The 21,482-nt window shown below is 34.9% G+C and carries 15 protein-coding genes and 1 tRNA gene; 8 read left to right on the forward strand and 8 right to left on the reverse strand.

Features of this window, described 5'->3' with window-relative positions; genetic code table 11:
- Positions 1–108 precede the first annotated feature (108 nt).
- Positions 109–2,220 (forward strand): M3 family metallopeptidase, encoded by a 2,112-nt coding sequence (locus J3495_RS00285; protein WP_210664565.1) that lies wholly within the window; start codon positions 109–111, stop codon positions 2,218–2,220.
- 70 nt (positions 2,221–2,290) lie between these two features.
- On the opposite strand, the gene tsf is transcribed toward J3495_RS00285, so the two are convergent.
- The 4 genes from tsf to rplM form a co-directional block, all read right to left on the reverse strand.
- Positions 2,291–3,253, reverse strand: coding sequence for a translation elongation factor Ts (gene tsf / locus J3495_RS00290; RefSeq protein WP_210664566.1), 963 nt, complete (start codon positions 3,251–3,253; stop codon positions 2,291–2,293).
- Positions 3,254–3,390: 137 nt separating this feature from the next.
- Positions 3,391–4,191: a 30S ribosomal protein S2 gene (gene rpsB, locus J3495_RS00295; protein WP_210664567.1), complete on the reverse strand. Its 801-nt coding sequence runs from the start codon at positions 4,189–4,191 to the stop codon at positions 3,391–3,393.
- Positions 4,192–4,364: 173 nt separating this feature from the next.
- Positions 4,365–4,751: a 30S ribosomal protein S9 gene (gene rpsI, locus J3495_RS00300; RefSeq protein WP_007808909.1), complete on the reverse strand. Its 387-nt coding sequence runs from the start codon at positions 4,749–4,751 to the stop codon at positions 4,365–4,367.
- Positions 4,751–5,206 (reverse strand): 50S ribosomal protein L13, encoded by a 456-nt coding sequence (rplM, locus tag J3495_RS00305; protein ID WP_007808911.1) that lies wholly within the window; start codon positions 5,204–5,206, stop codon positions 4,751–4,753. Before rplM ends, rpsI begins: the two co-directional genes overlap by 1 nt.
- Before the next feature lie 321 nt (positions 5,207–5,527).
- Between rplM and J3495_RS00310 the strand changes: the two genes are divergently transcribed.
- A complete protein-coding gene (locus J3495_RS00310; protein ID WP_210664568.1) occupies positions 5,528–6,553 on the forward strand; it encodes a LacI family DNA-binding transcriptional regulator in 1,026 nt (341 codons plus the stop codon).
- A 90-nt stretch (positions 6,554–6,643) separates the two neighbouring features.
- Here the strand turns inward: J3495_RS00310 and polA are convergent, their stop codons facing one another.
- Positions 6,644–9,487, reverse strand: coding sequence for a DNA polymerase I (gene polA, locus J3495_RS00315; RefSeq protein ID WP_210664569.1), 2,844 nt, complete (start codon positions 9,485–9,487; stop codon positions 6,644–6,646).
- 197 nt (positions 9,488–9,684) lie between these two features.
- On the opposite strand from polA, the gene J3495_RS00320 reads away from it, so the two are divergent.
- Both J3495_RS00320 and J3495_RS00325 read left to right on the forward strand, forming a co-directional pair.
- Positions 9,685–10,920, forward strand: a complete 1,236-nt coding sequence (locus J3495_RS00320; RefSeq protein WP_210664570.1) for a metallophosphoesterase — start codon at positions 9,685–9,687, stop codon at positions 10,918–10,920.
- Between the two features lie 74 nt (positions 10,921–10,994).
- Positions 10,995–11,291, forward strand: coding sequence for a thioredoxin family protein (locus J3495_RS00325; RefSeq protein WP_210664571.1), 297 nt, complete (start codon positions 10,995–10,997; stop codon positions 11,289–11,291).
- Between the two features lie 3 nt (positions 11,292–11,294).
- Here the strand turns inward: J3495_RS00325 and J3495_RS00330 are convergent, their stop codons facing one another.
- Positions 11,295–11,933, reverse strand: a complete 639-nt coding sequence (locus J3495_RS00330; protein ID WP_210664572.1) for a polysaccharide deacetylase family protein — start codon at positions 11,931–11,933, stop codon at positions 11,295–11,297.
- Between the two features lie 227 nt (positions 11,934–12,160).
- On the reverse strand, positions 12,161–15,439 hold the full coding sequence (locus J3495_RS00335) for a glycosyltransferase family 117 protein (protein ID WP_210664573.1): 3,279 nt from the start codon (positions 15,437–15,439) through the stop codon (positions 12,161–12,163).
- Positions 15,440–15,684: 245 nt separating this feature from the next.
- Here J3495_RS00335 and J3495_RS00340 point away from each other — a divergent pair.
- Positions 15,685–15,755, forward strand: a tRNA-Gln gene (locus J3495_RS00340).
- 78 nt (positions 15,756–15,833) lie between these two features.
- Here the strand turns inward: J3495_RS00340 and J3495_RS00345 are convergent.
- The gene (locus J3495_RS00345; protein ID WP_210664574.1) at positions 15,834–16,658 is read right to left on the reverse strand and encodes a universal stress protein; all 825 of its coding nucleotides are present in this window, start codon (positions 16,656–16,658) and stop codon (positions 15,834–15,836) included.
- Between the two features lie 174 nt (positions 16,659–16,832).
- Between J3495_RS00345 and rimP the strand changes: the two genes are divergently transcribed.
- Genes rimP through infB form a run of 3 tightly spaced genes read left to right on the forward strand, consistent with a single transcriptional unit; the run spans position 16,833 to position 21,471 of the window.
- The gene (rimP, locus tag J3495_RS00350) at positions 16,833–17,297 is read left to right on the forward strand and encodes a ribosome assembly cofactor RimP (RefSeq protein ID WP_210664575.1); all 465 of its coding nucleotides are present in this window, start codon (positions 16,833–16,835) and stop codon (positions 17,295–17,297) included.
- Between the two features lie 13 nt (positions 17,298–17,310).
- Entirely contained in the window at positions 17,311–18,558 is a 1,248-nt protein-coding gene (gene nusA, locus J3495_RS00355) for a transcription termination factor NusA (protein WP_041516381.1), read from the forward strand.
- A gap of 48 nt (positions 18,559–18,606) precedes the next feature.
- Positions 18,607–21,471, forward strand: coding sequence for a translation initiation factor IF-2 (infB, locus tag J3495_RS00360; protein ID WP_210664576.1), 2,865 nt, complete (start codon positions 18,607–18,609; stop codon positions 21,469–21,471).
- Positions 21,472–21,482 lie beyond the last annotated feature (11 nt).

Raw genomic sequence — 21,482 nt, forward strand, 5'->3', positions numbered from 1 at the left:
TGGAGCTTTTGTTGCTTTTTATGCAAATCGTAGTAGGGTTAAATTTGTCTTTTTTGGTTACTTTTACAGAATAACAAATTTAATTGATCATTAAATCAAATTACTAATATGAAGAAATTAATAACGATTTTTATCATGAGCACAACAATTTTTGCGGCAAATGCGCAAACCAATGCAGATAACCCTTTGCTCAAAAAATGGGAAGGTCCTTATGGCGGTGTTCCTGCTTTTGACGCCTATAAAGTTTCGGATTTTAAACCAGCGATTGAGTTTGCGATTCAGGAGAAATTAAGCGAAATAGATGCGATTGCCAATAATTCGAAAACACCAACTTTTGATAATACCATTGCCGCGCTTGAGCTTTCAGGTAAAACGATTTCGAAAATTTTTACAGTTTATGGTATTTACAGATCCAATTTGAGTAGTCCAGAATTTAATAAAATTGACACTGAGATGTCTCCGAAATTGTCTGCTTTTAATGATAAAATCAATCAAAACAGAAAGCTTTTTGCTCGAATTGAAACTTTGTATAATGCTAAAGAAAGCAAAAAACTAACCAGCGAGCAACAACGTTTAATTTGGTTGTATTATACGCGTTTGGTTCGTGAAGGAGCAAAATTAGATGATGCTACAAAGTCTAAAGTAAGTACCATTAATCAGGAATTAGCTTCTCTATTTACCAAATTCAGTCAAAATTTATTAGCCGAAGAGCATAACCAATATGTTGCGTTAACAACAGAAGCAGATTTTGCAGGATTGCCAAACGAAGTAAAAAATGCCGCTATCGCTGAAGCAAAAACCAGAAAATTGGATGTTTTAGGTTGTGTGGCGAACACGCGTTCGTCTATTGAGCCATTTTTAACCTTTTCTACCCGTAGAGATTTAAGAGAAAAAGCTTTTGATATTTTTGTAAAACGTGGCGATAACGGTAACGCAAATGATAATAATGCAACGTTGGTAAAGATTTTACAATTGCGTCAGGAAAAAGCAAAATTACTTGGTTTCCCTACATTTGCACATTGGAATTTATCTAATAAAATGGCAAAAGATCCACAAAAGACACTAGATTTAATGGAGTCTGTTTGGGAACCGGCAGTTGCAAAAGTGAAGGAAGATGTTGCAGAAATGCAAAAAATCGTAGATGCCGAAGGAGGAAAATTTAAAATTGAGCCTTGGGATTACCGTTATTATGCTGAAAAAGTTAGAAAAGCAAAATACGACTTAGATCAGAATGAAGTAAAACAATATTTGCAGCTGGAAAAACTGCGTGAGGGAATGTTTTGGGTTGCTGGCGAATTGTTTGATTTAAATTTCAAACAAATTACCAATGTTCCGGTTTATCATCCTGATGTACGTGTTTGGGAAGTAAGTAATAAAGTAACAGGAAAACTGGTTGGTCTTTGGTATTTTGATCCTTATGCACGTGCAGGAAAACGTTCTGGCGCTTGGATGAATTCGTACAGAGAGCAACAAAAATTAGATGGAGATGTACTTACAATTGTGTCTAATAACTGTAATTTTATCAAAGGAGCAGATAATGAGCCTATTTTAATTTCTTGGGAAGATGCCTCGACTTTGTTTCACGAGTTTGGTCACGCGCTTCACGGTTTGTGTTCAAATGTTACCTATCCTACTTTGGCAGGAACGGCTGTTGCAAGAGATTATGTTGAGTTTCCGTCGCAATTGTTAGAGCATTGGCTGGCAACTCCAGAGGTTTTAAACAAATTTGCTTTGCATTATAAAACCAATGAACCTTTGCCAAAGACTTTGGTAGAAAGAATTGAAAGAGCAGGTAATTTTGGAGAAGGTTTTGCTACTGTAGAAACAATTTCTAGCTCTTTAATTGATATGAAATTGCATTTGACTACGGAGACTATTGATCCGCATAAATTTGAAAAAGAGACTTTAGATAAATTACACATGCCATCAGAAATTGTAATGCGTCACAGAATTCCTCAATTTGGGCACATTTTCTCAAGTGATGGTTATGCGGCAGGTTATTACAGTTACTTATGGGCAGATGCGATCAATGCAGATGCCTATGAAGCTTTTACAGAAGGAAAAGGCCCTTATGATAAAGAGATAGCAAAACGTTTGTATGAAACTGTTTTTAGTGTAGGTAATACTATCGATCAGGAAAAAGCGTATGAAAATTTTAGAGGAAGAGCTCCTAAATCTGATGCGTTAATGCGTGCTAGAAATTTTCCGATAAAAAAATAAAAGCAGTACTACTGGAAATAAAAAAGCCCGAATAAATAAATATTCGGGCTTTTTATATTGAAATAATATATTAACCTAAAGTAACTCTTTTGAAACCTGAAATTTCAACGTTGAATCCTTTAACATAATCACCAACTTTTTTACTATCATCTTTGATAAAGTTTTGATCTAATAAAGCTTTCTCTTGATCTAAAGTAGTATTGTCAGAGATGAAACGTTGCACTTTTCCTGGAATAATTTTATCCCAAATTTGTTCTGGTTTACCTTCCGCTTTTAATTCAGCTTTAGCATCCTCTTCAGCTTGTTTTAAAACTTCTTCAGTCAATTGAGAGAAAGAAATATATTTAGGAACATTTTTTAAAGTTTTTCCTAAACGTTTTGCTTCTTCATTATCTTTTTCGATTACAGCAATACGAGCAGCAAGTTCAGATTCAACAAAAGCAGGATCAAAATCTTTGTAAGATAATGTATCAGCTCCCATAGAAGCAACTTGCATAGAAACATCTTTAGTTAAAACGTCAGCGTTAGGAATTGCAGCAGAAATTGCTGTTAATGCAGCAATTTTGTTAACGTGAACATAAGATCCAACAAAAGCACCTTCTAAAATTTCAAAACCACCGATTTCGATTTTTTCACCGATAACACCAGTTTGCTCGATCAATTTTTCAGCAACAGTAATTCCGTTGAAGTCTGACGCTAAGAATTCTTCTTTAGAAGAGAAATTGATAGCTTTTTCTACTAATTCTTTAGCTAAAGTTACGAAAGCCTCATTTTTACCTACGAAATCAGTTTCGCAGTTTAAAGTGATGATAGCTCCTTTAGTATTGTCAGCATTGATAAAAGAAACAGCAGCTCCTTCAGAAGACTCACGGTCAGAACGGTTAGCAGCAACTTTTTGGCCTTTTTCTCTAAGGACTTGTATAGCTTTATCGAAATCTCCTTCAGCTTCAACTAAAGCTTTTTTACAGTCCATCATTCCGGCACCTGTAGTTTGTCTTAATTTATTTACGTCTGCAGCAGTAATTGTTGCCATAATATTTTGAATTTTAATGTTAAAAGTAAAAATTCCAACTCTTAAATCCCAAACTCCAATTTTAATAAATTATCAACATTATGTTTTTAATTATTCTTGGATTTTGGAATTTAAAATTTGGAATTTAAATTATTTATTTATTCTTCAGTTGCAGGAGCAGCAGCAGCTTCAGCAGCTGGTGCAGCCTCTACAGCAGGAGCAGCTTCAGCAGCAGCTTCTTCTGTAAATACTTCAGTTTCTTTGTCAGAACCTCTGTCAGAAAGACCGTCGATTACAGCAGCAGTAACTAAAGATAAAATTTTGTCAATTGATTTAGAAGCATCATCATTTGCAGGAATAACGTAATCAACCTCTCTTGGGTCAGAATTCGTATCAACCATTGCGAAAACTGGAATGTTTAATTTTTGTGCTTCTTTTATTGCGATATGTTCAGCTTTGATATCTACTACGAACAATGCAGCTGGTAGTCTAGACATGTCAGCGATTGAACCTAAGTTTTTCTCTAATTTAGCACGTAGACGATCAACTTGCAAACGCTCTTTTTTAGATAACGTCATGAAAGTACCATCTTTCTTCATTTTATCAATAGAAGACATTTTTTTAACGGCTTTTCTGATAGTTACAAAGTTAGTTAGCATTCCACCAGGCCATCTTTCAGTGATGTAAGGCATGTTTGCAGCTTTTGCTTTTTCAGCAACGATGTCTTTCGCTTGTTTTTTGGTAGCTACGAATAAGATTTTTCTACCTGATGCAGCGATTTTTTTCAAAGCTTCATTAGCTTCTTCAATTTTTGCTGCAGTTTTATATAGATTGATAATGTGAATACCATTACGCTCCATATAAATGTAAGGGGCCATATTTGGATCCCATTTTCTAGTCATGTGTCCAAAGTGAACACCTGCTTCTAGTAAGTCTTTTACTTCTATTTTGTTTGCCATTTTTGTACTAGTTTACGTTCTGTTGATTAGCAATGTATAAATGGCGGTTTCCCAGGCTTTATACATTTAGATGCTAAACTATTTCCTACCTCGGTAGGAGAGCAACAACAACTGTGTTTTTTAATTTCAATAAATTGATGATGTCTTGTACCATGTGCACAAGACAGGTAATATTAACGTTTAGAGAATTGGAATCTCTTACGAGCTTTCTTCTGACCGAATTTCTTACGCTCAACCATTCTTGGATCTCTTGTTAATAAACCTTCTGGTTTAAGGATTGCTCTGTTTTCAGCATTTACTTCACACATAACGCGTGCCAATGCCATTCTTACAGCTTCTGCCTGACCAGTTGAACCACCTCCGTAAACGTTTACTTTTACATCAAAGTTGTTTACATTTTCTGTCATAGACATTGGTTGTAAAACTTTGTATTGTAAAGTTGCAGTTGGAAAGTAAGTTGCGAATTCTTTTTTGTTTACAGTGATTTTTCCTGTTCCTTCAGAAACATATACACGTGCAACAGCGGTTTTTCTTCTACCGATTTTGTGAATAACTCCCATTACTTAAGATCGTTTAGGTTAACAGTTCTAGGTTTTTGAGCTCCTTGTTTGTGCTCAGATCCTACAACAACATTTAGATTTCTAAAAAGTTCAGCTCCTAATTTATTTTTAGGTAACATTCCTTTTACAGCTTTCTCTACTAATAATGCAGGGTTTTTAGATTGCAATACTTTAGCAGTTAAAGTTCTTTGTCCTCCTGGGTAACCTGTATGACGCATGTAAATTTTGTCATTCATTTTTGTACCTGTAAGGTTAATTTTTTCTGAGTTGATAACAATTACGTTATCTCCACAGTCAACGTGCGGTGTGTAACTTGGTTTGTACTTACCTCTTAAGATCATTGCAACCTTTGAAGCAAGACGACCTAAGTTATGACCTTCAGCGTCTACAACGATCCACTCTTTCGTTACAGTGGCTTTGCTAGCTGAAATTGTCTTGTAGCTTAATGCGTCCATAATATTATTTTAATTAAACATTCCATCCCCAATAAAGGGGATGCAAAAGTACAATTAATTATTTTAAAACCAAATACCTTAAAGATTATTTTATAAGCTGAAAATCAGCACATCAGTTTTTTATTTAAAACAATAAAAAAAATTACCTTCACAATAAAGCAAAGTACGTTTAGTTATTTAGTAATATTGATTTTAGAAAACAATTCAGTGTAGGGTAACTTTCAAAATTATGAAAACGTTTTCGACTACCTGCGCTACATTTTTGTTTTATTATCACTAATTCTACTATATTTGTATTAATTAGATAAAAAATATTTTTAAATGAAAGCAAAAGCAACTCTAAAGCAAATTGCGAAAGAACTTAACGTTTCTGTATCTACAGTGTCTAAGGCACTGAATGATAGCCCAGAAATTAGTGAGCAAACAAAGGTGAAGATTAAAGAGTATGCTAAACTCAAGAATTACAAACCGAATGTTATTGGTTTGAATTTGAAAAATCGTAAAACCAAAACGATTGGAGTTATTATACCTAATATATTAAACTCATTTTTTGCCAAAGTTTTTAGTGGTATCGAAAAAGTAGCCGATAAAAAAGGGTATAATGTGATCACTTGTATTTCGAATGAATCTTTAGAAAAAGAAATTCATACACTCGAAATGTTAAGTAACGGAACCATTGACGGATTTATTCTTTCGGTTTCAGAAGAGGCGCAGAAGCTTCAGGATTACAGCCATTTTTCGGCAATTATAAACGATGGAACACCAATCGTAATGTTTGATCGTATTGCTGACGAAGTAGAATGTGACAAAGTGGTTGTGGATGATTTTGATTCGGCACTTAACTCTACGCAGCATTTAATTGATTTAGGATGTAAAAATATAGCCCTAATTTCTTCTGTAGATAATCTGAGTGTTGGAAAACTTAGAGCCGATGGTTATTTGAAAGCACTTAAAGATAATAACATCTCGGTAAACGACAACATCATCATTCGTACGGATTCTGAAGAAGATATGAAAAGTAAAATTGATGGTATTTTTGATCATAAAATTGATGGTATTTTTGCTTTGGAGGAAAATGACTCTGTTGCAGCATTGCGAATGAGTTTGAAAAAAGGATTCAAAGTACCCGAAGATATTTCTATTATTGGTTTTGCAGATGGAATTTTAGCTTCAAGACGTTTATCACCAAGTTTAACCACTGTAAGTCAGCACGGAATTGAAATTGGAGAAGTAGCTGCCAAAAAATTAATCGAAAGGCTGGAAGAAACAGAAGAAGAAACTTCGAATTACGAAACCATCGTCATTAAAACAAAACTGAAAGAACGAGAATCGACTCGTAAAAAATAAAAAAACTAAAAACCTCGAATTTTACTTCGAGGTTTTTTTATTTTTTAGTATCGACAAATCTAAAATCTAAACTCAAAAATCTAAAATTGCTTAATGCGCTTCTAGCCAATCTTTACCCAAACCAAGTTCAACATCCAGAGGAACACTCATCATAAAGGCATTTTCCATTTCGTGTTTGATCATCGGCTGAATTTTTTCTAATTCGTCGTTGTGCACATCAAACACAAGCTCATCATGTACCTGCAGCAACATTTTAGATTTCCAGTTTTCTTCTTTTAATTTTTTATGAATGTTGATCATGGCAATCTTAATTACATCGGCAGCACTTCCCTGAATTGGAGCATTTACAGCATTTCTTTCTGCGGCGCTACGAACCACTGCATTTGCCGAGTTGATATCTTTCAAATAACGTCGACGACCCAAAATGGTCTGCACATATCCTTTTTCGCGTGCAAACTCAATTTGTTCCTGAATGTACGATTTCAATCTCGGATACGTTTTGTAATATGCCTCGATCAAAGCGGCACTTTCACTGCGTGACATCGAGGTTTGATTGCTCAATCCAAAAGCCGAAACACCGTAGATGATACCGAAATTTACAGTTTTTGCATTGCTTCTTTGTTCTCTAGAAACTTCTTCCAACGGAACATCAAAAACTTTTGCGGCAGTTGCTTTGTGAATGTCTTCTCCGTTTTTGAAGGCGGCAATCATATTTTCTTCTCCGCTTAAAGCGGCAATAATTCTTAATTCTATTTGCGAGTAATCGGCAGAAATTAAGGTATGGTTTTCATCACGAGCAACAAAAGCTTTACGAATCTGACGTCCTCTTTCGGTACGAATCGGAATATTTTGCAAGTTCGGATTATTCGAACTCAAACGTCCTGTTGCAGCAACAGTTTGCATGTAATCAGTATGAACGCGCAATGTTTTTTTGTCTACTTGTTCTGGCAAAGCCAAAATATAAGTGCTCTGCAATTTTACCATTTGGCGCCAATCGAGAATTTCTTTCACAATCGGATGGTCGTTGGCTAAATACGATAAAATTTCTTCCCCAGTAGCATATTGGCCAGTTTTGGTTTTCTTTTGCTTTGCTCCACCAATTTTTAGTTTATCAAATAAAATATCTCCAAGCTGTTTTGGAGAGGCCAAATTAAATTTCTCTCCAGCAGTTTCGTATATTTTTTGTTCTAAAGATTTAATCTCGACATCAATTTCTGTTGACATCTGTTTTAAGAAGTCAACATCTAGTCTGATTCCCTCAGTTTCCATGTCGGCCAAAACACTTACCAGCGGAATTTCAATTTCATCAAATAGTTTTTTAGTCTCGGTTTTGTCTAATTCTGTGGTAAAAATTTCTTTTAATTGTAGTGTTACATCAGCGTCTTCGGCGGCATATTCCTTGATTTCTTCTAATGCGACGTCACGCATCGTCATTTGGTTTTTACCTTTTTTCCCAATTAAAGTTTCAATAGATTTCGGAGAATATTTCAAATATGTTTCTGCTAAAATATCCATATTATGACGCATATCTGGATTGATCAAATAATGCGCAATCATGGTGTCAAAAAGTTTTCCTTTTACAGTAACGCCATAATTAGAAAGAATTTTCAAATCATACTTTAAATTCTGACCCACTTTTTCGATGTTTTCATTCTCAAAAAACGGAAGAAATTTGTTGATCAAAACCTGAGCTTCTTCCTGACTTTCCGGAAACGGAACATAATATCCTTTTCCTTTTTCATAAGAGAAAGAAATCCCAACCAACTCAGCATGTAAAGCATCTAAGCCGGTCGTTTCGGTATCAAAGCAAACAGAGGTTTGTTTTTGTAAATTTTGCAGCAGCAATTTTATGCCTAAGTCACCTTCTACAGCTTGATAGGAGTGTGGTGTGTTTTCTAAAGTATTGTAAAATGAAGTTCTAGCAACATCAGGGTTTTCATCTGAAGATCCTCCTCCGAAAAGGTCAAATTGATCTTCGTTTTTAGGTTGTGGTTTTTTGTACAATTTGGCATCAGCAGTTTCTGTTGTACTTGCAGTTGGTACTTTGTCCGGGTTGAATAGATTATCAAATTGTTCGGCCATCCTTCTAAACTCTAATTCATTAAAAAGGGCATCGGTTTTCTCGATATCAGGACGTGTTAATTCGTAGTCAGTTTCGTTAAAAGTTACTGGACAGTCTAATAGGATAGTGGCGAGTGTTTTAGATAGAATCCCTTTTTCTTTATTGGCCTCGATATTTTCTTTCATTTTTCCTTTCAGCTTATCGGTATTTGCCAGAAGGTTTTCCATGGAGCCAAACTCTTTCAGTAATTTTTTTGCCGTTACTTCTCCCACACCGGGAAGTCCCGGGATGTTATCGGCGGCATCACCCATCATTCCAAGAAAATCAATTACTTGTTCAGGTCTTTCGATTTCAAATTTTGCCAGCACTTCTGGTACACCCCAAATTTCTATTCCATTACCCATTCGGGCTGGTTTGTACATAAATATGTTTTCAGAAACCAATTGCGCAAAATCTTTATCGGGCGTTACCATAAACACTTTATAATTCTCTTTTTCGGCTTGTTTGGCAATAGTTCCAATTAAGTCATCGGCTTCAAAACCGGCCACTTCTATAATAGGAATATGCATTGCCTTTAATAATTCGCAGATATAAGGAACTGCAATTTTTATTGCCTCTGGCGTTTCATCACGGTTGGCCTTGTATTCGGGAAATATTTCGTTACGCAATTGACTTCCGCCTTTGTCGAAGGCTACTGCCAAGTGATCCGGTCTTTCGCGTTTAATAACATCTAAAAGCGAATTCATGAAACCCATAATCGCAGAGGTATCCATTCCTTTAGAATTGATTCTTGGGTTTTTTATAAAAGCATAATAACCACGAAAAATTAAGGCGTAGGCATCAAGAAGAAAAAGACGTTTTTGAGTAGACATAAAAAAAATATTAGTCGGTAAAAATAAACAATTGGGTTTTAAAAACTAATTTCTTGTTTGAAATTATCTAGCACTTTAGGGTTAATTCAAAAACCAATTTGAATTTACCAAAAAATGCATGATTTCTAGTTAAAATTTTGATAATAAAAAGCGATAAAATTTTCATTCTTTGTTACTTTGTTCAAAATTTTTAACACATGATCTTTCGTTTTCTAATTCTTTGTGCTCTTTTTTTATTCGTAGAAATATATTCTTATCAGGCTCTTCGAACTTTAATCAAAATTAGATGGGTTTTGGTTAGTTATCAAGTGATAAGCTTGCTTGTTTTAATTTTTATTGTTTATTCTTTTACGCAATTCGATCGTTCTATTGGTCAAACAAAACAAACCATGTTTACGATGGGTATGATGCTGTTGGTGTATGTTCCTAAAATTGTAATCGCAGTTATTTTACTTGGCGAAGATGTCTTTAGAATAGGAGCCAGCATTCTAAATTATTTGATGTACAATGCGCCTCGTAAAGAGATGATGCCGGACAGACGAAAGTTTATCAGTCAAATAGCGTTAGGATTGGCTGCAGTGCCGTTTTTGTCTTTAATTTATGGAATTTTTGAAGGGAAGTACAATTATAAAGTGATTAAACAAACCATATTTTTTCCAGATTTGCCAGACGCTTTTGACGGATTTAAAATTACTCAGATTTCTGATGTGCACAGCGGTAGTTTTGATAACCCCGAAAAAATCAATTATGCCATAGATTTGATAAACGAGCAGGAAGCGGATATGATTTTGTTTACAGGAGATATTGTCAACACACATGCCAAAGAAATGCATCCGTGGCTGACGACTTTTAAAAGAATAAAAAATTACAAATACGGAAAATTTTCGGTGCTTGGTAATCATGATTATGGTGAATATGTGACTTGGCCATCTGAAAAGGAAAAAGATGAAAATTTTCAGGAAATCAAAAAATTATACAGTCAAATTGGTTTCAATCTTATGCTAAATGAGCATACTTATATTCAAAAAGGGGAAGATAAAATAGCCTTGGTTGGTGTAGAAAATTGGGGGCAAAATTTTAAAAAAGCGGGAGATTTGAATAAAGCCTCTCAAAATCTGGCTCCAGACGATTTTAAGATTGTAATGAGCCACGATCCAAGTCATTGGGAGTATGAAATAAAGGAGCATCCTAAAAACTTTCATTTGACACTTTCGGGTCATACCCACGGAATGCAGTTTGGAATAGAAATTCCGGGCTATTTCAAGTGGAGCTTGGCGCAATATATTTATAAACAATGGGCAGGATTGTACGAGAACGCTGGTCGCTATGTGTATGTAAATCGTGGTTTTGGTTTTCACGCCTATCCTGGTCGTGTGGGAATTATGCCAGAAATAACGGTGATTGAACTAAAAAAAGGGAACAATGTGGCTTAATTCGGTAAAAATGCTACATTTGTAGAATATTTATCTCTTTTAGTAGATTTAAAAAAATTTAAATTTTTGGTTTTATGTCAAAATTTGGAGAATTAATAAATGCCCAAGTTCCTGTGTTAATAGATTTTTACACAGACTGGAATGAATCGTCAATATCTATGCATCCTGTTATTAAGGATGTTGCCGCTGCGCTTGGTGATAAAGCAAAAGTCATTAAAATTGATGTAGATAAAAATCAAGAACTGGCTGATGCACTTAGAATCAAAGGTCTTCCTACGCTAATGATTTATAAAGAAGGACAAATGATCTGGAGACAATCTGGAGAACTTGATGCAAATACTATTATCGGAATCGTTCAGGAACAGTTTTAAAGTTTACTGAATACTTTCAAAAACAAATCCTTTTTCTTTTAAATAATGTAAGGTCCTAGGCAAAGCAAACTTTAAATTTTGTGCTGCTTTTTTACTGTCATGAAAGACGATAACGCTTCCTGATTTTACATTTTTCACCACATTTTCAAGACATTTTTGAGGTGTTATATTTTGGTCAAAATCGGCACTTAAAACGTCCCACATGATGATTTTGTAGCCTAGATTTCGCAAAATTCTAGATTGCCCTTTTTTTATTTTTCCATAAGGAGGACGAAATAACAGAGGTGTCGTGTTTTTTTTTGCTTTTAAAATTTCAGCACAATCTTCAATATTTTTCACATAGTCTTTAGTATCACTTTTCCAACCGTTAAGATGGTTGAAGGTGTGGTTTCCGATAGAATGATTCTCACTCTTTATTTTTGAAAATAATTCGGGATTGGAGTTGATGTTCTTTCCGATGCAAAAGAAAGTAGCTTTTGCTTCGTATTTTTTTAATTCATCGAGAACCCAATTGGTTACTTCAGGAGTTGGTCCATCATCAAAAGTTAAGTATATTTTCTTTTCATTGTTAGGAATGTCCCAGCAATATTTAGAAAATACCCTTTTGATGAATGCGTTTGTTTTTATCCAGTAGAAACTCATTTTGATTTTTTTTTGAATAATTTAAATACATTTGACTTAATTAAAGTTACGATTTTTTTTATTTATTCGAAAGAGAAAATTCAAAAATAAAGGATATATGTTGTAGCTTTTTTGATAAAAGAGAAATGAAAAGGTGTTTTGCAGTCTCTTAACCAAAAGAAATAGGAGATAAAAAAATAGCGCTATCCATTGGTAGCGCTATTTTTTATTGTTATTTATTCAAAAAATTATTCTTTTTCTCTGCCAAATCGTTCAAAAACATTCACGTAAGTGTTAAATGTTGTTTTTTGATTCTCATAGAATGCTTGGTCATGATTGTCTTTCATAACTTGTAAAAGACTTCTGTAACGCTCGATATCGGTAATGATATCCATTGCCAGATCAGATTGGTCTCCAGAGGTTAATTTGCTGTAATAATTTAGGTTCTCTGTGTATTTTTTGACCAATTTTTTTAGCAAATCCTGCGCTTTTGCTTTTTCACCAACTTTATAATAGCCGTCTGCAAAAGACTCAACTAATGAGTAATAACCATATTTGTCAAGAGGTAATTTTGTCATTGCCAGATTGATCACATTTTTGGCTTTATCTATTTTTCCTTCTGCAATTAATTGATTCATCAATCGAGAAAGATTGGTACGGTAAGTAATACTGTTTCTTCTGGTTTCTGGATCATGATAAATGTCTCCATTGCTGTTGCCCCAGTCCCATTTCATGACAATGTCATACATTTTATCGGCATCAATCTGCCCCATATCCATTGGTCCGCCATCTTTAGAAGGTGTATTTTTAATCGGAACCAATTTGTAAACCATTCCGTCCAATTGCAAATAATCTTTCAGCCAAAGATAATCTTCGTCATCAAAAGCTCCTCCGCTAAAATAGATTGGTCTTTTCCAGTCATTATTGGCTAGGATATCAAGCATCATCAGGCGGTTTTTGTACAAAGCGCTGCCTTTGATATTGATATCCATATAAGGAACAATAGAATCATTGTATTTAGGATTGACTACCTTGTTTTGGATGATCTTGTTTTTATCGATGGTTAGCCTAATTTTATTTGTTGGATAAAAATGAATGGTTTGCCCGTTTTGCAGACCAACTGTAGATTTTGGATGCTTGATAAATTTCAAGAAATCATTAATGTCCCAACGTGTTTCTACTTTAGGAATATAGGCTACATAATCTAATTTATCTCCAACATAATCAGCATGTGTAAAAGAGATTGGTAAAGGCTCAGATTCGTATGATTTGGCTTTCATTTGGTCAATATACCAATCAGTCATGAAAAGACTCGTATTGACAATTTTTACGTCTGTACGAATGTGTTCAATTTCTTGAGCATACCAAAGAGGGAAAGTATCATTATCTCCAATAGTGAATAAAATAGCATTTTTATCGCAAGAATTCAGATATGCTTTTGCCATTGCAACAGCAGTATATTTGTTGGATCTGTCATGATCATCCCAGTTCTGAGAAGCCATTAAAACAGGAGCAGCCAATAAACTTGCGACAATAATAACGGGTCCTGCAATTTTTGGAGTGATGTATTTTTGAATGGTTTCGTAAAGCGAATAAACGCCAAAACCAATCCAGATGGCGAACACATAAAACGATCCTACTAGCGCATAATCTCTTTCGCGAGGCTCAAATGGTCTTTCGTTTAAGTATATTTTTAAGGCAATTCCGGTGAATAAAAACAAGACCAATAATACATAAAAACTTTTAAGATCTTTATTTGCATGCCACATCAAACCGATTAGTCCTAAGATGAAAGGCAGGAAAAAATAAACATTTCGTCCTTTATTATTCAAAACATCGGTTGGTAAATTGTCTTGAGAACCGAGGTGTAGCGAATCCATAAATTTGATTCCACTGATCCAGTTACCGTCCAAGTTGTCGTATTTTCCTTGAATGTCGTTTTGGCGTCCTACAAAATTCCACATCAAATACCTCCAGTACATATATCCAAACTGATATTCGAACATAAAACTAAAATTGTCTACAGTTGTTGGTTTTTCTATGATTAAATAGTCGCCGTAACTTTTTAAGAATTTTACATAACCTTCGTTGTCAATTTGTTTTTGCGCATAAGCTTGTCTAAATTGAGAAACTACTTTTTCGATCTCGTTGCGTACCTGAGCGGTTGCTGCTGCGTACTCTTCCTCACTTAGTTGTGTCGGATCAATTCCGTATTTGGCCAAATCATCATCATAATTATAATTCGGATTTATCTTAAACTGAGGAGGATTAGAAAAATTGATATAGTTTTCGATGTGTCCCGATTCGGTACTCCACATTCTAGGCAGAATCGTTTTTTGGTTATCATCAGAATTTTGTTCTGCGTTTTTATAATTGTTGGTAATAATATATTTACCGGTTTTATAATCTCTTTCGTAGTTAGGATTTTTGTCTAAATAAGGAGTTTTAGCATCTAGTCCTGCAAATACTTCTGTGTATTGAGGTCCGTAAAACAATGGGTTTACACCATATTGCTCACGATTGTAATAGGCTAAAACCTCGGCAGCATCCGATGGTTTGTTCTCGTTGATTACGGTATTGGCGTTCGCGCGCACAGGCAACATAAACCAGGTCGAGAAACCAATTAAAATAAATAACACACAAAGAATGATAGTGTTGTAGAAAACGAGTCCTTTTTGTTTGGTATATTTTAATCCAAAATAAAAGAAAGCAATCAGTACCAAGGCAACAAAAATAGTTCCTGAATTAAAAGGAAGTCCCATACTGTTTACCATAAAAACTTCTGTTTTTCCAAAAGAAGCCATCGTTAGTGGTAGCAGCAATTTAAAGATAAACAATAAAATAGAGATTACTACAACATTGGCAATGATGAAGTTTTTTATCGTTACTTTTTCGTAATGTTTAAAATAATACAAGAATCCAATGGCAGGAATTGTTAATAATGCCATGAAGTGAACACCAAATGAGAGTCCGATCACGAGCGAAATAATCAACAACCATCTGTTTCCTTTAGGTGTATCCATGTCTTGTTCCCAACGAAGTCCAAGCCAAAAAAGCAATGCAATTAATAGAGAGGCCATCGCGTATACTTCGGCTTCTACGGCATTAAACCAAAAACTGTCTGAGAAAGTATAAGCAAGCGCGCCAACTAAAGAGCTTCCTAGTATTACAATCGAATTATTTTGGTCAATTTCTGAAAAGCGAGCTACGATTTTTTTCAAAACCATAGAAGAAGACCAGAACAAAAATAGAATGGTAAATGCGCTAGAAAAAACAGACATCATGTTTACCATTAAGGCAATATGTTGGTCATCTATGGCAAACATAGCAAAAAAGGCACCCATCATTTGGTACAAAGGAGCTCCCGGGGGATGTCCTACTTCAAGTTTGGCTGCTGTGGCAATGTATTCGCCACAATCCCAAAAACTCATGGTGGGTTCAACAGTTAGTGTGTAAGTAATTAAAGCGATTGCAAATGCAAACCAACCAATAATTGTATTCCATTTATTGAAATTGAATTGTGCCATATTTTGGTGTTAAAATTTTGTATGTTTTCTATCCTACAAAGAAAATGTTTTTTTGTTTAAAGAAACGAGCATTAACAAAAAATTCTATAAAACTATTTGATAAAAGTAATGTATTGTTTGTGAAATACTTGCGAAGATATTGGAGGTTGAGAAGAAGAAAAATTAAAAAAAAATCAAATTTTTTTATCAAAAAGTTTGCGCAAACTAAAAAAAGCTTTAAATTTGCACTCGCTTAACCGCACTGATGGTCTATGGTGTAATGGTAACACAACTGTTTTTGGTGCAGTCTTTCAAGGTTCGAGTCCTTGTAGACCAACATAAAAGCCTCTCAATTGAGAGGCTTTTTTTTATGCAATAAATTTTCGATAATTAGAAAATCAAAAATTTGTTCTATTTAAATTTTGAAAGTAATAACGGGTCTTACAGCATGATTTACCAGTCCTTCGCTAATGCTTCCGTTAAAAAAATGTGCAAAACCGGTTCTTCCGTGTGTGGACATCCCGATTATATCTGCATTGATGCTGTTCGAAAAGTTTAAAATTCCTTTTTCGATATTGGTATCGTTATAGATTTGCGTTGAATAATTGGTTAAATTAAATTCTGAAACAAAATCACTCATTGCTTTCTCTGCCACATGTGTTGGTTTGAAGCTGTTAGGTGTGCAAATCATCACTAAATGTAGTTTTGTATCGAATAATTTTGTGAATTTTAATAGTTTTTCAAATGGTTTTTTGGTTTCTTCTGTAAAATCAGATGCGAAAACAACATTCTTTGGATCAAAGTTTGCGATGTCTTTTTTGATCACTAGAACAGGTATATCTGAATTTCGAACTACTTTCTCAGTATTCGATCCGATGAGTAATTCTTCAAGTCCAGAAGAGCCGTGAGATCCCATTACAATCAAATCTATATTGTGTTCTTTGCTAATTTGAGTGATTCCATGAATAGGTTTGTCTATTTTTGCAATTTCTGTTACAGGAATGCCGTCTAAGAATGATTTGGATGCAATTTCGTCCAGCGTTTCGTTGGCTTTTTTCATAAAAAGCATGGTTTCCGGAATACTTGCGCCACCCAGGATTGCATCGCTCATTTGACTTGGTAATTCAAGAATGTGTAAAATAACGATTTCTGCATCGTTTTTTTTTGCAATTTGTGCGGCTACTTTTAAAGCGTCTTCTGCGTGTTTAGAGAAGTCAGTGGGTACTAGAATTCGTTTCATGGTTTTTGGGGTTAAATAATAAAAAATCTTTTGTTTTAATGCTACTATAAAGATAAGAAATATTTTTAGAGCAATCTATTTATTTTGATTTATAAAAAAAACACTATATTTGCACCGTTATTTATTAAAATCTAAATAATGAGGGGACTAAGTGTCCCCTCTTTTTATAAAATTATGACATTTAAAGAAAAAGTAAACACATTAATAACTGAGGCTCTTTTAGAAAAGCCATCGATCTTTTTGATTGATTTGAGTATTTCAGACTCATTCAAGATCAGTGTGGGGTTAGACGGAGATGAAGGAGTGGCGTTGCAGGATTGCATTGACATCAGTCGTGCCATCGAGAATAATCTGGATCGTGAAGAGCAGGATTTTTCTCTTGAAGTAGCATCTGTTGGAGTAGGGTCTCCATTGAAATTTACAAGACAATACATCAAAAATATTGGTAGAACATTGATTGTTACTACAAATAGTGAAAAAATTGAAGCAGAATTGGTAGAAGCTAACGATGTTTTTATAATTTTGTCTTGGGAAGCAAGAGAACCGAAAAAAGTTGGAAAAGGAAAAGAAACAGTTCAAAAAAAGCAACAAATACCTTATACAGAAATTAAAGAGGCAATTGTTACAGTAACATTTTAATTAAAGAATTCGCATGGAAAATTTAGCATTAATCGATTCATTCTCAGAGTTTAAGGATAATAAACTTATTGATCGTGTAACGCTTATGGCAATTTTAGAGGACGTGTTTAGAAATGCATTAAAGAAAAAATACGGTTCTGATGATAACTTCGATATTATCATAAATCCTGATAAAGGAGATATGGAGATTTGGAGACGAAGAGTAATCGTTGCTGACGAAGATCTTGATTTTGAAAATGAAGAAATTACTTTAACAGAGGCAAGAATGATCGAAGCTGATTTTGAAATCGGTGAAGAAGTTTCTGAAGAGGTAAAATTGATTGATTTAGGAAGAAGAGCTATTTTGGCTTTGCGTCAAAACTTAATATCTAAAATTCACGAACACGATAACACCAATCTTTACAAACAATTTAAAGACATTATCGGTGATATTTATACTGCCGAAGTACACCACGTACGTCCTAGAGTAGTTATCTTGGTAGATGATGAAGGAAACGAAATTGTGCTTCCAAAGGAGAAACAAATTCCATCTGACTTTTTCCGTAAAGGAGATAACGTTCGCGGAATCATCGAAAGCGTAGAGTTAAAAGGAAACAAACCTCAGATTATTATGTCTAGAACTTCAGAAAAGTTCTTAGAGAAATTATTTGAACAAGAAATCCCGGAAGTATTTGACGGTTTGATTACTGTAAAAAATGTAGTGCGTATTCCTGGCGAAAAAGCAAAAGTAGCAGTCGATTCTTACGATGATAGAATTGATCCTGTTGGAGCTTGTGTAGGTATGAAAGGATCACGTATTCACGGAATTGTTCGTGAGTTAGGAAACGAAAATATCGATGTCATCAATTATACCAGCAATATTCAATTGTTTATTACAAGAGCGTTAAGCCCTGCCAAAGTTTCTTCAATCAAAATTGATGAGGAAAATAAAAGAGCGGAAGTTTTCTTGAAATTAGAAGAAGTTTCTAAAGCAATTGGTAGAGGAGGTCACAATATCAAATTAGCGGGTCAGCTAACAGGTTACGAGTTAGATGTTATCAGAGAAGGTGATGTTGCTAGTGGCGAGGACGACGACGTTGAATTAACTGAGTTTTCTGATGAAATTGAAGGCTGGGTGATCGAAGAGTTTGCAAAAATAGGTTTGGATACAGCTAGAAGTATCCTAAAACAAGAAGTAGAAGATTTAGTAAGAAGAACAGATTTAGAAGAGGAAACAATTCTTGATGTTATGAAAATACTAAAAGAAGAGTTTGATAGCTAGTTATCTGCTCTAACAACACAACGAAAAAGGTAATAATAAAAAGGTTATATGTCTGAAGAGAGAGTAATAAGAATAAACAAGGTTTTAAGGGAATTAAATATTTCGTTAGAAAGAGCTGTTGATTATCTAAAAGATAAGGGAATTGCTATTGACGCAAATCCAAATGCAAAAATTTCTGATAGCGAATTTAATATCCTACAAAGCCAATTTGCGGGCGATAAGGGGAATAAGGAAGCTTCTAAAGAAGTTGGAGAAGAGAAGAGAAAAGAGAAAGAAGCATTACGTGTTGAACGTGAGAAAGAAATTGAGGACAAACGCAGACAAGACGAAGAACGTCAGAAGCAGCAAGAAGTTATAAAAGCGAGAGCCGTTGTAACAGGACCTGTTCAAGTAGGTAAGATTGATCTAAATCCAAAAAAACCTGCAGTTGCTGTTGCGGCTGCCCAAGAACCAGCCAAGGTTGAAGAACCAAAAGTTGTGATTCAGCCAGAAGTCGAAAAGCCTGTTCAAAAAGAAGAGGTAAAAGCAGAAGTTCCTGCGACTCCTCAAGACAAAGTAGAAAAACCTATTATTACTGAGAAAAAAGAAGTAAAAGTGGCGTCTCCAAAAGTAGCTCCTGAACCAGTTGTGTCAACTGATCCAGGAACTGCAGAAGAAACGATTACTACGCAATATCAAAAATTATCTGGAACTACTCTTACGGGTCAAACAATTGATTTATCTCAATTTAATAAACCTAAGAAAAAGAAAGAAGATCCAAAGATAACTCCAAATAAACTTGGAGCACAAGGTGCAAACAATAACGCTAACAAAAATAAGCGTAAAAGAATTGCTCCTAAGCCAGGCGCTCCGGGTGCGCCAAAACCTGCGACAGCAAATGCGCCGGGAACTCCAAACCCAAATAAAATTACACCAAATACAGGTGGAGGTGGTTTTAATGCGAATAGAAGTGCAAGACCTGGTTTTGTAAAAGGAAACCGTCCTGCAATTGTTGCAAAAGTAGAGCCTACCGAAGAGGAAGTAAAAAACCAAATTAGAGAAACTCTTGAAAAACTTCAAGGTAAAGGCGGTAAATCAAAAGCGGCCAAATACAGAAGAGATAAAAGAGATACGCACCGTCAGAAATCTGATGAAGAGCAAAGAGCACTTGATGAAGGAAGTAAAACTATTAAAGTTACAGAATTTGTTACAGTAGGTGAAATCGCTATCATGATGGATGTGCCAATTACGAAAGTGATTGGAACTTGTATGTCACTTGGAATCATGGTTACCATGAACCAACGTTTGGATGCAGAAACGTTAACTATTGTAGCGGATGAATTTGGTTACGAAGTTGAGTTTATAACTGTAGATATCGAAGAAGCTATCGAAGTTGTTGCTGATAAAGAAGAAGATTTAGTATTTAGAGCGCCAATTGTTACTGTAATGGGTCACGTCGATCACGGTAAAACATCTTTACTGGATTATATTCGTAAAGAAAATGTTATCGCAGGTGAGTCGGGAGGTATTACACAGCACATTGGAGCTTACGGAGTAACTTTGGATAACGGTCAAAAAATAGCATTTTTAGATACACCGGGTCACGAAGCGTTTACAGCGATGCGTGCACGTGGAGCACAAGTTACCGATATTGCCATTATTGTAATTGCTGCGGATGATGATATCATGCCACAAACAAAAGAGGCAATTAGCCATGCTCAAGCAGCTGGTGTTCCAATTATTTTTGCCATCAATAAAATTGATAAACCAAACTCTAACGTTGAAAAGATAAAAGAGAAATTGGCAGGTATGAATTTACTTGTTGAGGATTGGGGTGGAAAAATTCAATCGCATGATATTTCTGCAAAAGTAGGAACAGGTGTGAAAGAATTATTAGAAAAAGTATTATTAGAAGCTGAAATTTTAGATTTAAAATCGAATCCAAATAAAGCGGCTCAAGGAACAGTTGTTGAGGCTTTCTTGGATAAAGGAAAAGGATATGTGTCTACTATTTTAGTACAACATGGTACTTTAAAAGTTGGAGATTACATGTTGGCAGGGAAACATCATGGTAAGATCAAAGCAATGCATGACGAAAGAGGGCATATAGTTCTTCAAGCTGGTCCTTCGACTCCGGTATCTGTTTTAGGTTTAGATGGTGCTGCAACAGCGGGAGATAAATTTAATGTTTTTGAAGACGAAAAAGAAGCGAAACAAATTGCATCTAAACGTTCTCAATTAATGCGTGAGCAATCTGTACGTACACAACGTCATATTACGCTTGACGAAATTGGTCGTCGTATTGCACTTGGTCAGTTTAAAGAGTTGAACGTAATCCTTAAAGGAGACGTTGATGGATCTGTAGAAGCATTATCAGATTCGTTCTCTAAACTTTCTACAGAAGAAATTCAAATTAATATCATACACAAAGGTGTTGGAGCAATTACAGAGACTGACGTTATGTTGGCTTCTGCCTCTGATGCGATTATTATCGGATTTAACGTTCGTCCAGCCGGAAATGCCAGACAATTGGCAGATAAGGAAGAAATCGATATCCGTTATTATTCTATTATATACGCAGCTATCGATGACTTAAAAGATGCGATGGAAGGAATGTTAGCTCCGGAGATGAAAGAAGAAATTCTTGGAACTGCTGAAATTCGTGAGATTTTCAAAATTTCTAAAGTAGGTTCTATTGCCGGATGTATGGTGATGGATGGTAAGATTATGAGAACTTCTAAAATTAGAGTTATTAGAGAAGGAGTTGTAGTGCATACTGGAGACCTTATCGCTTTAAAACGTTTCAAAGACGACGTAAAAGAAGTTTCTAAAGGTTACGATTGTGGTATTCAAATAAAAGGTTATAACGACATCGAAGAAAGAGATGTTATTGAAGCTTATCACGAAGTTGCTATCAAAAAGAAATTGAAATAAAATTCAATATT

The sequence above is a fragment of the Flavobacterium geliluteum genome, assembly GCF_017948595.1.
Lineage (GTDB): Bacteria > Bacteroidota > Bacteroidia > Flavobacteriales > Flavobacteriaceae > Flavobacterium > Flavobacterium flavipigmentatum.

Excerpts from the sequence above, each read along its gene's own strand:
- J3495_RS00285 (WP_210664565.1), top strand. The coding sequence starts at position 109 with ATGAAGAAATTAATAACGATTTTTATCATGAGCACAACAATTTTTGCG.
- tsf (WP_210664566.1), bottom strand. The coding sequence starts at position 3,253 with ATGGCAACAATTACTGCTGCAGACGTAAATAAATTAAGACAAACTACA.
- rpsB (WP_210664567.1), bottom strand. The coding sequence starts at position 4,191 with ATGGCAAACAAAATAGAAGTAAAAGACTTACTAGAAGCAGGTGTTCAC.
- rpsI (WP_007808909.1), bottom strand. The coding sequence starts at position 4,751 with ATGGGAGTTATTCACAAAATCGGTAGAAGAAAAACCGCTGTTGCACGT.
- rplM (WP_007808911.1), bottom strand. The coding sequence starts at position 5,206 with ATGGACGCATTAAGCTACAAGACAATTTCAGCTAGCAAAGCCACTGTA.
- J3495_RS00310 (WP_210664568.1), top strand. The coding sequence starts at position 5,528 with ATGAAAGCAAAAGCAACTCTAAAGCAAATTGCGAAAGAACTTAACGTT.
- polA (WP_210664569.1), bottom strand. The coding sequence starts at position 9,487 with ATGTCTACTCAAAAACGTCTTTTTCTTCTTGATGCCTACGCCTTAATT.
- J3495_RS00320 (WP_210664570.1), top strand. The coding sequence starts at position 9,685 with ATGATCTTTCGTTTTCTAATTCTTTGTGCTCTTTTTTTATTCGTAGAA.
- J3495_RS00325 (WP_210664571.1), top strand. The coding sequence starts at position 10,995 with ATGTCAAAATTTGGAGAATTAATAAATGCCCAAGTTCCTGTGTTAATA.
- J3495_RS00330 (WP_210664572.1), bottom strand. The coding sequence starts at position 11,933 with ATGAGTTTCTACTGGATAAAAACAAACGCATTCATCAAAAGGGTATTT.
- J3495_RS00335 (WP_210664573.1), bottom strand. The coding sequence starts at position 15,439 with ATGGCACAATTCAATTTCAATAAATGGAATACAATTATTGGTTGGTTT.
- J3495_RS00345 (WP_210664574.1), bottom strand. The coding sequence starts at position 16,658 with ATGAAACGAATTCTAGTACCCACTGACTTCTCTAAACACGCAGAAGAC.
- rimP (WP_210664575.1), top strand. The coding sequence starts at position 16,833 with ATGACATTTAAAGAAAAAGTAAACACATTAATAACTGAGGCTCTTTTA.
- nusA (WP_041516381.1), top strand. The coding sequence starts at position 17,311 with ATGGAAAATTTAGCATTAATCGATTCATTCTCAGAGTTTAAGGATAAT.
- infB (WP_210664576.1), top strand. The coding sequence starts at position 18,607 with ATGTCTGAAGAGAGAGTAATAAGAATAAACAAGGTTTTAAGGGAATTA.